Annotated in this window: 15 protein-coding genes; 5 read left to right on the top strand and 10 right to left on the bottom strand. The window is 73.0% G+C overall.

The features are described 5' to 3' along the window. Positions 1 to 55: 55 nt before the first annotated feature. Entirely contained in the window at positions 56 to 427 is a 372-nt protein-coding gene (locus OG514_RS22195) for a hypothetical protein (RefSeq protein ID WP_266897381.1), read from the top strand. Between the two features lie 22 nt (positions 428 to 449). Here OG514_RS22195 and OG514_RS22200 read toward each other — a convergent pair whose 3' ends face one another. Further along, complete coding sequence (locus OG514_RS22200) at positions 450 to 2,255, bottom strand: IucA/IucC family protein (protein WP_266897382.1); 1,806 nt, start codon at positions 2,253 to 2,255, stop codon at positions 450 to 452. Between the two features lie 47 nt (positions 2,256 to 2,302). Here OG514_RS22200 and OG514_RS22205 point away from each other — a divergent pair, with 47 nt between their 5' ends. After that, positions 2,303 to 3,823 carry an IucA/IucC family protein gene (locus tag OG514_RS22205; RefSeq protein ID WP_266897383.1) on the top strand — a complete coding sequence of 507 codons (1,521 nt, stop codon included), beginning with the start codon at positions 2,303 to 2,305 and terminating at the stop codon, positions 3,821 to 3,823. Between the two features lie 260 nt (positions 3,824 to 4,083). On the opposite strand, the gene OG514_RS22210 is transcribed toward OG514_RS22205, so the two are convergent. The 3 genes from OG514_RS22210 to OG514_RS22220 all read right to left on the bottom strand — a co-directional run bounded on the left by OG514_RS22210 (position 4,084) and on the right by OG514_RS22220 (position 5,962). Then, on the bottom strand, positions 4,084 to 4,581 hold the full coding sequence (locus tag OG514_RS22210) for a DUF3291 domain-containing protein (RefSeq protein ID WP_266897384.1): 498 nt from the start codon (positions 4,579 to 4,581) through the stop codon (positions 4,084 to 4,086). Positions 4,582 to 4,613: 32 nt separating this feature from the next. Then, complete coding sequence (locus tag OG514_RS22215; RefSeq protein ID WP_266897385.1) at positions 4,614 to 5,297, bottom strand: metalloregulator ArsR/SmtB family transcription factor; 684 nt, start codon at positions 5,295 to 5,297, stop codon at positions 4,614 to 4,616. A 62-nt stretch (positions 5,298 to 5,359) separates the two neighbouring features. Further along, positions 5,360 to 5,962: a CGNR zinc finger domain-containing protein gene (locus tag OG514_RS22220; RefSeq protein ID WP_266897386.1), complete on the bottom strand. Its 603-nt coding sequence runs from the start codon at positions 5,960 to 5,962 to the stop codon at positions 5,360 to 5,362. Positions 5,963 to 6,000: 38 nt separating this feature from the next. Between OG514_RS22220 and OG514_RS22225 the strand changes: the two genes are divergently transcribed. Then, positions 6,001 to 7,404 (top strand): MFS transporter, encoded by a 1,404-nt coding sequence (locus tag OG514_RS22225; RefSeq protein WP_266897387.1) that lies wholly within the window; start codon positions 6,001 to 6,003, stop codon positions 7,402 to 7,404. Here OG514_RS22225 and OG514_RS22230 read toward each other — a convergent pair. Both OG514_RS22230 and OG514_RS22235 read right to left on the bottom strand, forming a co-directional pair. Further along, entirely contained in the window at positions 7,401 to 7,808 is a 408-nt protein-coding gene (locus OG514_RS22230) for a Fic family protein (protein WP_266897388.1), read from the bottom strand. The genes OG514_RS22225 and OG514_RS22230 overlap by 4 nt on opposite strands. After that, complete coding sequence (locus OG514_RS22235; protein ID WP_266897389.1) at positions 7,700 to 8,077, bottom strand: hypothetical protein; 378 nt, start codon at positions 8,075 to 8,077, stop codon at positions 7,700 to 7,702. Before OG514_RS22235 ends, OG514_RS22230 begins: the two co-directional genes overlap by 109 nt. 287 nt (positions 8,078 to 8,364) lie before the next feature. Here OG514_RS22235 and recA point away from each other — a divergent pair, with 287 nt between their 5' ends. Next, positions 8,365 to 9,510, top strand: a complete 1,146-nt coding sequence (gene recA, locus OG514_RS22240; RefSeq protein ID WP_323181664.1) for a recombinase RecA — start codon at positions 8,365 to 8,367, stop codon at positions 9,508 to 9,510. Positions 9,511 to 9,514: 4 nt separating this feature from the next. Then, positions 9,515 to 10,081 (top strand): recombination regulator RecX, encoded by a 567-nt coding sequence (gene recX, locus OG514_RS22245; RefSeq protein WP_266897393.1) that lies wholly within the window; start codon positions 9,515 to 9,517, stop codon positions 10,079 to 10,081. 159 nt (positions 10,082 to 10,240) lie between these two features. Here the strand turns inward: recX and OG514_RS22250 are convergent, their stop codons facing one another. The 4 genes from OG514_RS22250 to OG514_RS22260 form a co-directional block, all read right to left on the bottom strand. After that, a complete protein-coding gene (locus OG514_RS22250; RefSeq protein WP_266897395.1) occupies positions 10,241 to 10,648 on the bottom strand; it encodes a rhodanese-like domain-containing protein in 408 nt (135 codons plus the stop codon). After that, positions 10,645 to 11,244, bottom strand: coding sequence for a cysteine dioxygenase (locus OG514_RS22255; RefSeq protein WP_266897397.1), 600 nt, complete (start codon positions 11,242 to 11,244; stop codon positions 10,645 to 10,647). The genes OG514_RS22250 and OG514_RS22255 overlap by 4 nt, the downstream gene beginning before the upstream one ends. Positions 11,245 to 11,349: 105 nt before the next feature. Then, on the bottom strand, positions 11,350 to 11,436 hold the full coding sequence (locus tag OG514_RS39460) for a putative leader peptide (RefSeq protein ID WP_311605579.1): 87 nt from the start codon (positions 11,434 to 11,436) through the stop codon (positions 11,350 to 11,352). A 32-nt stretch (positions 11,437 to 11,468) separates the two neighbouring features. Next, the gene (locus OG514_RS22260) at positions 11,469 to 13,274 is read right to left on the bottom strand and encodes an FAD-dependent monooxygenase (protein WP_266897399.1); all 1,806 of its coding nucleotides are present in this window, start codon (positions 13,272 to 13,274) and stop codon (positions 11,469 to 11,471) included. Positions 13,275 to 13,388: the final 114 nt, after the last annotated feature.

Genomic DNA, 13,388 nt, shown 5'->3' on the forward strand with positions numbered 1-13,388 from the left:
CGGGCGGGAGTGGGACCGCGCGGAGCGTGGGACCAGGCGGCCTTGGGGGGCTTCGATGATGTACGGGTACTCGGACGAGTGGTGGGCGTTGCTGTTCGTGCCGGTGGTGCTGTGGGTGCCGTTCGGGCCCTTCGTCATGGGGGCCATGGGGGTGTGGTGCGCCCGGCGGCCCGGACGGTGGCCGCGGCTCTGGTCCGTGCTGCTGCCGCTGGTGCCGGTCGTGGTCTCGGCGACCGCCATTCTCATGCCCGTGATCACCTGGGAGGAAGTCCTCCATGACGACGACTTCCGGGGCTACTTCCTCGTGTACGTCCTCGGCATCACGGTGCTGCCGTGGCTGCTGGGGTACGGGATCACGCGCACGGTGCGGGGGGTGCGGGCCCGTTCGGAGCGGGCTCGCGGGGAGCAGGGCCGTACGGAGGCGTAGAGCGTGGCGCGATGTGCCTCGGTCACGCGCGCGTGCCGCCGACGGCGCTGTGCTGAGCGCTCGTGAGGGGGTTGGGGACGGGGAGGTAGTGGGGCGCGGTGCCCTCCGCGCGGAGCCAGCGGGAGAGCAGGTTGGCTTTGCCGGGGACGGTGGGGGAGTCGAGCAGGGCCTTGATGCCGGGGAGCGCCGGCAGTCGGCCTCCGCGCTCGAACTCGGCACGGGCCATGGCCCACAGCCCGGGGGTGGAGCCCGGGAAGCGGTGGGTGAGGGCGCCGGCGATCTCGGAGAGGTTGTTGACGACGAGGCAGTACACGAGCCTGCGCCAGGCCGCCGCGCGGGGCATCTCGGGGATGGTCTTGGCGCCCTCCGCGTCGCGGAAGACGGACTGGACGGGTGTGCCGTGGGTGTCCACGGCGATCAGGGTGTTCTGCAGGTGGCACTCCACGACGACCCCGAAGCGGGCGAACGCCTCCAGGACGGGCGCCACGACACACCGCAGATAGGCCGCCCACCAGGGCCCGGGGTCGGTGATCCGGTCGAGGGGGTTGCCGGGGAAGCCCTCGGCGAGCGCGGCGGACAGCACCGCGGTCGAGCCCGGGACCAGATGCCGGTCGAGGCCGTCCCGGACGAGGACGGCGCAGGTCTCGACGAGACCGTCCACCGTGCGGTAGCCGCGGTCGCTGAGCCAGGACGCGGGGCCGCCCATGGCGGCGAAGGCGGCGGCCACGACCGGGTCGGTGCGGCGCACATGGAGCAGCTCGTGCCGCCGCATGCGGCGGATGTCGTTGGTGATCCGGACGTCGAGACTGAACTTGAGGAACAGGTCCTCGGCGCCGTCCTGGGGCCCGTTGAGGGAGTCGTGCCCGGCGCCGACCCGGGAGCTCTGCCCGGCGCCGACCCGGTGGCCGTGCCCGGAGCCGGCCTGGTGCCCGTGCCCGGTGCCGTCTCCTGGAATGTGCAGCGTGCGGACCGAGGCGGTCGGCCGAGCCGGCCGGGGTGTGACGCCCAGTCGGATGAGCTTGCCCTCGGCGAAGGCGGCACGCACGCGCGTAGTGCGATCGGAGAGCGCCAGCTGCCAGGGGTGGGCCGGGAGCAGGCGGTAGCCGGGGGGTGCCTCGCCGAGTCTGTCGAGGGCTCGGGTGTCGCCGTCCTCGACCACCGCGTCCTCGCGTACACCGAGCAGCACGAGCGGGAACTGGGCGTACGCCTCAGGCGCGTAGCGCAGCCAGTCGGCAGGGGGGCCGTCGAAGACGCGTGCCTTGGGGGCTGGGTGGTACGGGTGGCCCATGACCAGCGCCTGTTCGGAGCGCAGCCAGGGGTCCTCGGGCGGCGCCACGCGGGCGCGTGCGGCGAGCACGGCCTGTACGGCGGCGCGGCTTGCGGTCATCTCGGCGGCTAGGGCGGGATTGCCCAGGCCGGTGGAGGCGTACATCTCCTGGACCGCGAGGTCGACGAGCTCGGCGTGACGGAGGATCCGCCACATGTGCCCCGTCCACAGTTCGGGGGCGGAGGGGCGGTGGCCGGGACGGACCCGCAGGAGCCGGCCGCTGACGCGCAGGCGGTGGACGGCGTACGGGGTGGTTTCGTTGGTGCTGGTGCTGGTGCTGGTGCTGGTGCTGGTGCTGGTGCTGGTGCTGGTGCTGGTGCTGGCGTGGTTGTGGCTGACCTGGTTGCTCTGGCCGGGGTCGTGGCCGGTGCGGGGTGGGGCCGTGGACAGGTCCGTCGTCGGGTCCGCCGGGTCCGTCGTCGGGTCCGCCGCCTCGCGGAGCAGGCAGTTGAGCAGGGGCGTCACCGCCAGTGCGTCGGCGGCCCGCGCGAGTGAGTTCATCGACCTCAGTATGTGTGGATCGCGTTCGACCGCGATAGAACATCCGCATGGGCCGAACCGTCGCGGAGCGGACGCTCGCCGCCGAGCTGGACACCGTACGACCGGCGCTGACGGCCGCGTACGCCGCCGGACTTCCGGGCGCGAGGGCCGCCGTGCTGACCCGGCTGTGGCGCGGGCTCGTCCATGAGCCGCTGCCCTGGGTCGCCGCGCGCACGGTCGGCCGAGAAGGCGTCACCCTCCGCCTGGAGGACGGGCGGCGCCTGTGGGGTCCGCACTCGGATCCCTGGGCGACGGCGGTGTCCGTGACCGGGCTGGACCTGGACGGGGTCCGGTACGACCATCCGGCTGAGCTGGTGGTGGCCCTGGCCGTTCCGCAGGGCGCGCGACTGGCAGCCGAGCTCGACCACAGCGTCGCGTCACTGGCCCTTTCCCGCACGGCCCCTCGGCGGGAGGCGCCGCCCGTGCACCCGTGGGAGTGGGAGCAGGGGGAGACCGACGGGCATCCGTACCATCCGGGCTGCCGCTCCCGGCCCGGCTTCTCCGCCGCCGAGCAGCTCGCGTACGCGCCGGAGCACCGGCCCGTGGTGGGCCTGCGGCTGGCCGCGGTCGAGGGTGCGACGCTGTCGGGGGAGTGGCCGAGCGAGCTTCGCGACGGATCCGCCGTGCTGATCCCCGTCCACCCCTGGCAGGCCAGGCACGTCCTGTCCGGCCCTTCCGGCCTGTCCGGCTTCGCGTTGCGGCCCGGTCCGGACGCCCACCCCCTGCTGTCGCTGCGGACGCTCGACATGGGAGGCGACACCCACGTCAAGACGTCGCTGACCACCCGGCTCACCTCGACCGTGCGGGACATCTCGGCGTACACCGTCACTCATGCCGTCGCGACGTCCGAGTTCGTCGAGCGGCTCGCCCGCCGGCTCGACGGCCGGCTGCACATCGCACGGACGTCGGCGGCGGCCGGGGCGGGAACGGCCGATCTCGCGGCGCTCCTGCGGGAGTCGCCGCATGTCCACGCGGACGCGGCGGCCGGGGAGAGGGTCGTTCCGGTGGCGGCCCTTCCAACGCTCCTCGCGTACCGTGCGCCGGGTGAACGGCTCGACCGGGTCGTCGAGTTCGCGCGCCTCGCCCTCGGCGTCTGCCTGGAACTGCTCGACCTCGGGGTGGCCCTGGAGGCGCACGGCCAGAACCTGCTCGCCGTCGTCGACGTCGAAGACCGGACCCGGCGCCTCGTCTACCGGGACCTCGCCGACATCCGCATCAGCCCCGCCCGGCTGGCGCGGCACGGCATCGCGGCCCCGCCCGTCAGCGGCCGCCTCCTGAACGACGATCCGGTCACGCTCCGCCGCAAGGTCCTCGGCGGCCTGGTCACCGGCGCGCTCGGCCCGCTGGCCGGCGACGCGCCGACCCTCGGCACGATCCTGGAGACGGCCACCCGGGACCTCGCCCCGACCCCGGACCTCCACGCCCTGCGGACGCAACCGCTCCCGGCGAAGGCGCTCACGCTGATGCGGCTGGCCACGGGCGGCGGGGACCTGTGGACGGTGCTCCCGCACCCTTCGGCGGACGGGTAGGGCCGTCTGCTGAGCGGCCGACCGCCACGCGAGCCTCGCGGGAGCCCGTACGAGAGCGTTTCCGCCGCTGCCCAGCCGGGTCGAGCAGCCCTGCGTCAGGGTGTTGCCGGGTCCGCGGCCGGTGTTGGGCTCGGTGCCGGTGCCGGTGCCGGTGCCGGTGCCGGTGCCGGTGTCGGCGTTGGCGTTGGCCTCGGTGTCGGCGTTGGTCTCGGGGTCCGGACGGGCTGGTGGAGCTGGTCGGACCGGGTGGGCCGGTCGAGTTACGCCGGCGGTACGGCTGCCTGGACGTGCTCGGCGGCCTCGGCGGCGCTGTAGGAGGAGGCGAAGGTGAACGCGCGCGGGGACGGGCCGTGTGCCTGCAGGTCCGCGAGCCGTTCCAGGGCCTCGCCGACGGTCGGGAGGTGGCCGACGGGGACCCACCAGAGCACCATGTGCGCCTCGACGTGCCGTTGGAACCAGTCGCGCCGCCGCCGCATCACCTCCAGGTGCCCACTGCGGTAGGCGAAGTCCCACAGCGCGTCCTGGTTCTCCCACACCGACAGGTTGACGATCACGCCCTCGCCCGCCGGGCGCAGGCCGGTGGCGTCGGCCGCGCCTTCCTCCACCAGCCGCCACACGAAGCCGGGCGCGCCGTCGGCGGCGGTGTTGACCGGATCGAGCATCTCGATGAACGGCGCCACGCGCGGGTCGTCGAAGGGGTGGAGGAGCGTGGCGATGTTGAGTTGGGCGAGGTGAGCGGCATGCGCGGATGCGGTCATGGCCTCATCCCAGCACGGCTCGCTTTTCTATGTCAATCAACATTGTTTTTAGAAGGTTCGACCACCACGCAGCACTCCCCGGGCCGTGCGTCCATGCGGGCGCGGACGGGGCCGTCCGTGCCGAGCAGCCCCTCGAGGAGTGCGAGGTTCATGCCGCAGACGAGTGGCGGGAAGCGTTCGGCGACGGCGTGGAACGGGCAGTTGCGCATACGGACGACGGGCCCGGGCTCGGGACTTTCGGCACCCCCGGCGTCTTCCAGGTGCGGTTCGTATCCGCGGGCGGTCAGCGTCTTCATGGCTTCTTCGAGGTCTCCGCAGGGTGCGGCCGAGCCGCGCATGGCCTCGCCGCGGTGGCGTGCGGCCGCGCAGAGTCCGGCGTCGAGCCCGGCGTGCTCGGCGGCCTCGGCGAGCAGCTCGGCGGCGGTGCGGTAGTCGCGGACGGGCAGCGACACCGACCGTTCGACCGGTGCCCGCGTGTACACCTTGGCGGGGCGGCCCGCCCCCGGTCCCGAGCGGCCCGTCAGGCGGCGGCTGCCGCTTTCCAGGAGCCCGGCCTCGGTCAGCTTGTCCAGATGGTGCGCGGCGAGCGTGCGCGCCACCCCGAGGGCCTCGGAGGCCTCGTTGCGGCCCACCTCGCGGCCCTGTGCCACCACGTACTCGTACAGGCGGCGCCGCACCGGATCCTGCAGCATGGCGATTGCTTCGATGTCCTCCACCTGGCCATTCTAGGAACAATGCAGGTTGGAGATAGAGACGCCTGCTCGCGCTCGCGTCCTGCTCACCGGTCGTTCGAGTGCTCGGCGGAGCGGGCGCGCCGGTGGGCCGCGACCCGTTCGCGCGTGGCGCATCGGCGGGAGCAGTAGCGGCGCTCCGGACCGGCGCCCTGGGTGATGAAGACGTAGGGGCAGCGGGGGGATGCGCAGATCCTCCCGGGCGGGCGTTGGTGGTCCCAGAGGAGGACCGTCAGGGCCATGCAGGACGAGGCGAGGAGCCACGCGTCCCAGGGGGCGTCGTCGTCATGGTCGAGGTGGGGGTGCCAGGGGGTGCTGCCGCCGTGGGCGGTCAGGCGGAGCGGGCCGGTGTGCTCCTGCAGGAGGCGGTTGAGGGTCGTGGCCGCGGCCTCGGTGTGCTCGGCGGCGAAGACCTCGCGCAGCAGGGTGGCGGCGGCGCCCATCCTGGCGACGTCGCGGTCGGTGAGATCGATGGGGTCCGGCTCGCCGTACGCGCGCAGTACGTCGGTGACGTCGGCGATGACGGCCGGGTCGGGGCGGTCGTCCGCGAGAGCGTTGACCAGGGCGGCGGTTCGCCGCGCCGTGGTCAGGACGGAGGGGCGGGGGGACCTGTCGTCGAAGGTGGAGGGCACCGGCGGAATGTAACGCATATTGCCGAGTTTTGAGTTACCTCCGTAACGTCCGCCCGATGAGAAAGCGTTACTCGCTCCACCTGTATCTGGCCGGAGCGGTGGCCGCTCGCGCCGGGGACGAGATGTCAGGGCCGGCGCTGATGCTCGCAGGATTCTCCCTGGCCGGATCCGCCACGGACGCGGCGTCCCTGCTCGCGGGCGTCACGATCTCCGCGGCGGTCGGGGGCCCGGTGTTGGGGGCGCTCCTCGACAGAGCACGGCGGCCCGGCCGCCTGCTGGGCGGAGCCCTCGTCCTGTACGCGGCGGGCCTGGGGGCGATACTCGTGGGGCTCGGCCACTGGCCGTTCTCCGTCACCGTCCTCATCGCCGTGCTGACGGGGTTGCTGGGGCCGGCCCTGTCGGGCGGCTGGACGGCGCAACTGCCGCAGGTGGTGGCAGCCGCCCGCCTGCCCCGGGCGAACGCGCTCGACGCGATGACCTTCAGCGTGGCGAGTCTGGCGGGTTCGGCCCTGGCCGGTGGCGTGGCGGAGGCCATGGGTGCGCCGACGGCGGTGGTGGTCGCGGCGGTGCTCATCGGCGTGGCCCTGCCTGCCGCGTGGGCGCTGCCCGCCCGTCCTGGCCGGGTGCAAGGGGCTCGTGCTGCCTTGGTGGTTGGGGCGGGTCGTACATCGGGTCGTACGTCGGGTGCAGCCGCGGGCGCCACGCTGGGTGCCACGTCGGATGCCGCGTCGGGCACCGCCGAGGGTGCGAGTACGGGTGGCACCTGGGGTGCCGCTCCGAGTGCCAGATCGAGTATCGGATCGAGTGTCAGATCGGTGATCGGCGACCTCGCTGCCGGCCTGCGGACCATCGTCGAGAGGCCGCCGCTGGCCCGGGCGACCCTCACCTCGGTCGTCTCCTGTGCCGCTCAGGGCATGCTGATGGCCTGTATGGCGATGCTGGGCGAGCGGGTGCTGGGCGGAGCCGACCGGAGCGCGGTACTGCTCTCCTGTGTGGCGATCTCCGGCCTCGCGGCCAATGCCGCACTCGCCCGGTCTCCGCACTCCATGGCTCCCGACACGATCATCTGGGCCGCTGCCCTCGTCCAGGCCGCCGGATTGGCCTTGGCCGCCGTAGGTCATCAAGTCACGCTGATCGTGGCCGTGTTCATCGTAGGAGTCGGTGAAGGGCCGCAGTTGGCCGCCTTGTTCGCGGTGCGCCACCGGGAGGCCCCGGAGCGTCTGCGTGGCCAGATCTTCACCACCGGCGCCAGTTTGAAGATCACGGGATTCGCGCTGGGCGCGGCGGTCGCCGGCCCGGTCGCGGCCCGCAGCCTCACGGGCGCTCTGGCGCTCGCGGCGAGTGTGGCGGTTGTGGCGGCACTGGCCTTCCTCGTCGTCCCGTCGCCGAACACCACTGGTCGGTCGGGTGGTTCGCCGAACTGCCGGAAGGGGAGGGCGGGGAAAGCGGGGAGGAGCTAGGCATCGGGTGTGGCGCGGCGCCGGGTCTCCGTCAGATGGATTGCGACGTATCGGGCGAAGGCGACGGCGTCCTGAGGAACGTCGGCCTGGAAGGTGACATGGCGGAGCAGGCCCACGCCTTCGAGCGCCACTCCCTCGCGGGCGAGGACGAAGATCAGGGCGAGGAAGGCGGAACGGGCGTTGCCGTCGGGGAAAGGGTGGAAGAAGCAGGTGTCCAGGTGGGCGCCTGCGGCGCGCGCCGCCAGGGCGCCTTCCTGGCGCTTTCTCCGCGCGCGGACGGTCAGCGGGCGGACGGTCAGCGCGTGGCAGCCCGCACCCGGTGGGCAGGCGGCAAGGAGCTCGGCACCTCGTCGCCGAACCAGGCGTACTCCAGGCCGGCCAGGGTGGCGCCCTTGTCGGTCCACACCAGCAGCACACCGCTGTAGTCGCCGGACTCGTCATGGACGTGAGCGTCGACGGGCACCAGTTCGTCGGGCATGGCGGCATGCCGTGCCGGAGGCAGGACCCGCAGATCCACGCTGACCGACCCGGGCGCCCAGAGGGCCACGACCTCCGTCCGGTCCAGCTGACTGCGGAGCTCGGACGCCCCTGTGAAGTCGGCCGAGAGGATGTGCTCCAGCACTGCTCGCTCGGAGACGTTCAACGGGCGAGGCTCGATGGGCAGGCGGGACATACGCCCATCATCCCGGGTCCGTGTCCCCGCGGAGGGCCGCGGAGGCGCGGTCGGTGTCGCCGCTGCGACGCTCGGTGGCCAACGGGAACGCTCGGTCACATCAGGTCGGCGTGTCACCCCGGAGTGTGCTTGACACTGAAATCGAACATCCATTCTCATGGAAGCCCGGCCCTTGGAATCTCGGGCTTGTCGCCGAGTTGTCCACAGGCCGGAGGGGACGTCGGGGCCCATTGTCAGTGGCAGGGGTTAGCGTCTTTCACATGAAGCGATCGACTCAAGCAAACCGGGTGGAACCCATGGCAGGAACCGACCGCGAGAAGGCGCTCGACGCCGCGCTCGCACAGATTGAACGCCAATTCGGCAAGGGCGCCGTGATGCGCATGGGTGACCGCGTCCAGGAGCCGATCGAGGTGATCTCCACCGGATCGACCGCCCTCGACATCGCCCTCGGCGTCGGTGGCTTGCCGCGCGGCCGTGTCGTGGAGGTCTACGGACCGGAGTCCTCCGGTAAGACGACCCTGACCCTGCACGCCGTGGCCAACGCCCAGAAGGCCGGCGGCCAGGTGGCCTTCGTGGACGCCGAGCACGCCCTCGACCCCGAGTACGCCAAGAAGCTCGGCGTCGACATCGACAACCTCATCCTGTCCCAGCCGGACAGTGGTGAGCAGGCCCTCGAGATCGTCGACATGCTGGTCCGCTCCGGCGCCCTCGACCTGATCGTCATCGACTCCGTCGCCGCGCTCGTCCCGCGTGCGGAGATCGAGGGCGAGATGGGCGACTCGCACGTCGGTCTCCAGGCCCGGCTGATGAGCCAGGCGCTCCGGAAGATCACCGGTGCGCTCAACCAGTCCAAGACCACCGCGATCTTCATCAACCAGCTCCGCGAGAAGATCGGCGTGATGTTCGGCTCGCCGGAGACCACGACCGGTGGCCGCGCCCTGAAGTTCTACGCCTCGGTGCGTCTCGACATCCGCCGTATCGAGACCCTCAAGGACGGCACGGACGCGGTCGGCAACCGCACCCGCGTCAAGGTGGTCAAGAACAAGGTCGCGCCCCCCTTCAAGCAGGCCGAGTTCGACATCCTCTACGGCCAGGGCATCAGCCGCGAGGGCGGCCTGATCGACATGGGCGTGGAGCACGGCTTCGTGCGCAAGGCCGGTGCCTGGTACACGTACGAGGGCGACCAGCTCGGCCAGGGCAAGGAGAACGCCCGTAACTTCCTGAAGGACAACCCCGACCTCGCCGACGAGATCGAGAAGAAGATCAAGGAGAAGCTGGGCGTCGGTGTCCGGCCCGAGGCCGCGAAGGCCGAACCGGCGACGGACGCGGCTGCCGCCGCGGACGCGGCCGGCACGGACGACGCCGCCAAGAGCGTCCCGGCACCCGCGAGCAAGACCGCGAAGGCGACCAAGGCCACCGCGGTCAAGAGCTGAACCAGTGACCGGTCGCACCGAATGGCCGGGTGACAGCCCCGACTCGTCGAGGGCCGAGAAGGAGCTGTCACCCCAGGATCCGGCTGAGCGGGCGCGGGCGATCTGCCTGCGCCTGCTCACCGGGACCCCCCGCACGCGCAAGCAGCTCGCCGACGCGCTGCGCAAGCGGGAGATCCCCGACGACGTGGCCGAGGAGGTCCTCTCCCGCTTCGAGGACGTCGGGCTCATCGACGACGCCGCCTTCGCGGGGGCCTGGGTGGAGTCCCGCCACCACGGACGGGGCCTCGCCCGCCGGGCCCTCGCCCGTGAGCTGCGGACCAAGGGCATCGAGCCGACCCTCATCCAGGAGGCGGTGGAGCAGCTCGACTCCGACCAGGAGGAGGCCACCGCGCGGGAGCTCGTCGCCCGCAAGCTGCGCGCCACCCGCGGTCTCGACCGTGACCGGCGCCTGAGACGGCTCGCCGGGATGCTCGCCCGCAAGGGCTATCCCGAGGGCATGGCCCTTCGTGTCGTCCGCCAGGCCCTGGAGGCCGAGGGCGAGGACACGGACGGGCTCGACGAGTCCTTCTGATCCCCGGGGGAGATCAGAAGGACTCGGTCGAGGCCGTGGCGGTGGCCGTGCCGGCAGCCGAGCTCATGGTCGCGCTCACGGCCCGAGCTCATGGTCGCGCTCGTGCTCACGGCCCGAGCCCATGGTCATGCTCACGGTCGTGCTCACGACTGTGCTCCGTCAGCCGGTCCTTGTCGGGAGCAGCACCGGGAGGCCCTCCGCCTTCCAGGCCTGGAAGCCGCCGATCAGGTCGGTCGCGCGGTGCAGGCCCAGGCGGCGCAGGGACTCGGCCGCGAGGGAGGAGGCGTAGCCCTCGTTGCAGAGCACCACCACCAACAGGTCGTGACTGTCCGCCTCCGGCGCGCGGTGGCTGCCCTGGGGGTCGAGCCGCCACTCCAGCTCATTGCGTTCCACCACCAGTGCGCCCGGGATCAGACCGTCCCGTTCGCGCAGGGCCGCGTAGCGCGTGTCCACCAGGAGTGCTTCACCCGCCTCGTGCGCCTCGTGGGCGGCCCGGGGCTCGATCCGGTCGAGGCCGGACCTGACCCGCTCCAGGAGTTCGTCGATGCCGACGCGGTCGTCGCTCACTGCCAGTCCTCCGGGCGTTCGACCTGCTCAAGGCGGAGTACCGCGCCCGTCCGGCTGAAGCGTCGGATCAGCGGGAGCGGCGGGTAGTAGGCGTGTACCGACACCGCGTGGGTGTCCCGGGACTCGTTGAGGACCTCGTGCACATGGTGGCGGCCGAAGGCGCGGCCGACGCCGTCGCCGAGACGGCGGGAGCGGTCGAGGCCGTCGGCCAGTTCCAGGGTCTTCCAGCCGCCCGCCGGCAGCCGGACCGCCAGCGCGTTCTCGGTGAGCGTGCCGCGCGCGGTGGCGAAGGCGCCCAGCGACTCGGCATGGTCGTGCCAGCCGGTGCCGGTGCCGGGCGGCCAGCCGATGAGCCAGGCCTCACTGCCGCCGGGGCCGTCGAGCCGTACCCAGGTACGGCCCTCGGGGTCCAGCGGCAGGGAGTCGACCAGCTCCCGGTCCGCCGCCGTGCGCCGGACGAAGTCGAGGAGATCGGCCGCCGTCGGGGCGCCGGAGGAGCCACCGGAACGGCCGGGGGCGCCGGAGCTGCCGGTCCGTGCGGCGGAGGAGTCGTCGGTGGGGGCCTTCGGGGGGCGTGCGGGAGCGGGGTGTGACACGGGTGACCGTCCTGGGTTCGCTGAAGGCGCGCGGCGGCAGCACGGCACACGGAGATACGAGGGACGTACGTCGGTGGCGGGGCGCGCGCGGGGAAGGGAGCGAGATCAGCAGGACGGGCGACACACGCAGCCCGCATAGCGGACGAGGTCCATATGGACCCTCCGCCACAGGCGCACATCGGTGTCGGTCACGCTCCGGAGTACACCATGTGTGCCTGGGGGAATCAATGCATGTCCGCTGTGCGGTCACTCCCCGCGGTCGCCTGGGCGCTCGATCGGGGGCCCGATTCGGCGTCCGACCCGGCGTTCGTTCCCGCGTCCGACCCGATGTCCGACCCGGCATCCGTCCGAGCGTTCTTCCCGGTCTTCGTCCCGGCCTTCGTCCCCGTCTTCGCGCCCTGCGGCCCGGTCGCCGGCTCCTCCGTCGCGGAACCGCCCCGGGCCGCGTCCGCCGCCGCGTACAGCTCCTCCGGGTGGACCCCGGCGAAGGCCGCGACGAGATGCCCGTCGGGCCGTACCAGCAGGACGGCGTGGGCCGGGGCACCCGGGTAGGCCTCCGTCACCAGGACCTCGGCCTTCGCCGGGAGGGCGGCGACCGCTTCTTCGAGCCGGGGCATCACCCCGGCGCCGCGCCAGTGCCGCCGGTCCCACACCCCGGTGCCGGGGGCGACCAGGAGGACCAGGAGGCGGCCCTGACCGAGCCGGTCCCGGAGCCGTACGGTCGTGCCGTCGGGGGCGGTCACGCGGACGTCCTCGACCGGGGCGCCCTCCGGGGTGCCGACCGGGGTCCGGCCCTCGGTGTACGGAGGTGCGAGGGGGGAGTGGGGGTACGCCGGGGGCGCGCCCAGCGGGCCGCGCCCCACATGGCCGTCGGTGAGGAGGGCGTCGTGGCCGCGCGTGGCCCCCGGGAGGTACGTGCGCAGGCCGCCGCCGCCCCGTAGGACCGGCAGCGACTGGTCGGCGCCGCGCAGCCGGTGGGCGACGGCCGAGCGACGCTCGCTCTGGTAGCTGTCGAGCAGTCGCTCGGAGGCGCCGTGGTGCCAGGTGTGGGCGAGTTTCCAGGCGAGGTTGTCCACGTCCCGGAACCCCTCGTCGAGACCCTGGGTGCCGACCGCGCCCAGCAGATGGGCCGCGTCCCCGGCGAGGAGGACCCGGTCGACCCGCCAGCGCCGGGCGAGCCGGTGGTGCAGGGTGTGGACGCCGGTGTCGATGAGCTCGTACGGGGGTGTCACCCCGTCGCACCAGCCGGCCAGGGTCTCGCGGATCCGGGCGACCAGCGCGTCCGGGGTGACGAGGTCGCCCCGGGGCGGCAGCAGCCAGTCGATCCGCCACACCCCGTCGGGCAGCGGGCGGGCGGTGATCTCGTCGGCGGCGCCGCGCCACGGCGGCTGCCGGTGCAGCAGGGCCTCGCCGGGCCAGGGGAGTTCGGTGCGGAGCGCGGCGACCGCGTGCCGCTCCACCGCCGTGCGGCCGGGGAAGCGGATCCCGAGCAGCTTGCGTACGGTCGAGCGGGCGCCGTCGCAGCCGACGAGGTGGCTGCCGCGCCACCAGGTGCCCGCCGGGCCCCGGGTGTGGGCGACGACCCCGTCGCGGTCCTGCTCGATGGTGTCGAGGCGGGCCTCGGTGACGAGCCGGATCAGCTTCTGGTGGGCGATGGCGTCGCGCAGCCCGCGCGCGAGGGCGTGCTGGGGGATGTGCAGCGGTGCGGCCGGGGCGGAGGGCGCGTCGGGGTCCTCGGACCACTCCTCCGTACCGCCGAGTCCCAGGTCGAGCGCGAGGTGGCGGACCACCTGGCGGCGACGCATCCCGCGCCAGCCGACCCAGCGGACTCCCTCGTCACGGAGGGTGGTGCAGCCGAGCCGCTCGACCATCGCGGCCATGTCGGCGCGCAGCACGACGCTCCGGGCAGGGCGGGGTTCGTCCTTGCCCGAGCTCTCGTCGAGGACGACGCTGGGCACGCCCTGCGCGGCGAGCGCGAGGGAGAGCGCGAGGCCGACAGGCCCAGCGCCCACGATGATCACCGGGTCCACGGCGCGGCTCCTGAAGGCCGGACGGTCATGGGGGCAGCACATCTGAGTGTGGCACGAGCCCGGTGCTTGATCACAGACCGTATGCAACCCACTGAGGGTGCTTGCGTCAAGCGA

The sequence above is a fragment of the Streptomyces sp. NBC_00572 genome, from assembly GCF_026341815.1.
In the GTDB taxonomy this organism is placed as follows: Bacteria; Actinomycetota; Actinomycetes; order Streptomycetales; family Streptomycetaceae; genus Streptomyces.

What these genes read in the sequence shown, in the direction of transcription:
- OG514_RS22195 (WP_266897381.1), top strand. Translation starts at nt 56, where the DNA reads ATGATGTACGGGTACTCGGACGAGTGGTGGGCGTTGCTGTTCGTGCCG.
- OG514_RS22200 (WP_266897382.1), bottom strand. Translation starts at nt 2,255, where the DNA reads ATGAACTCACTCGCGCGGGCCGCCGACGCACTGGCGGTGACGCCCCTG.
- OG514_RS22205 (WP_266897383.1), top strand. Translation starts at nt 2,303, where the DNA reads ATGGGCCGAACCGTCGCGGAGCGGACGCTCGCCGCCGAGCTGGACACC.
- OG514_RS22210 (WP_266897384.1), bottom strand. Translation starts at nt 4,581, where the DNA reads ATGACCGCATCCGCGCATGCCGCTCACCTCGCCCAACTCAACATCGCC.
- OG514_RS22220 (WP_266897386.1), bottom strand. Translation starts at nt 5,962, where the DNA reads ATGCGTTACATTCCGCCGGTGCCCTCCACCTTCGACGACAGGTCCCCC.
- OG514_RS22225 (WP_266897387.1), top strand. Translation starts at nt 6,001, where the DNA reads ATGAGAAAGCGTTACTCGCTCCACCTGTATCTGGCCGGAGCGGTGGCC.
- OG514_RS22235 (WP_266897389.1), bottom strand. Translation starts at nt 8,077, where the DNA reads ATGTCCCGCCTGCCCATCGAGCCTCGCCCGTTGAACGTCTCCGAGCGA.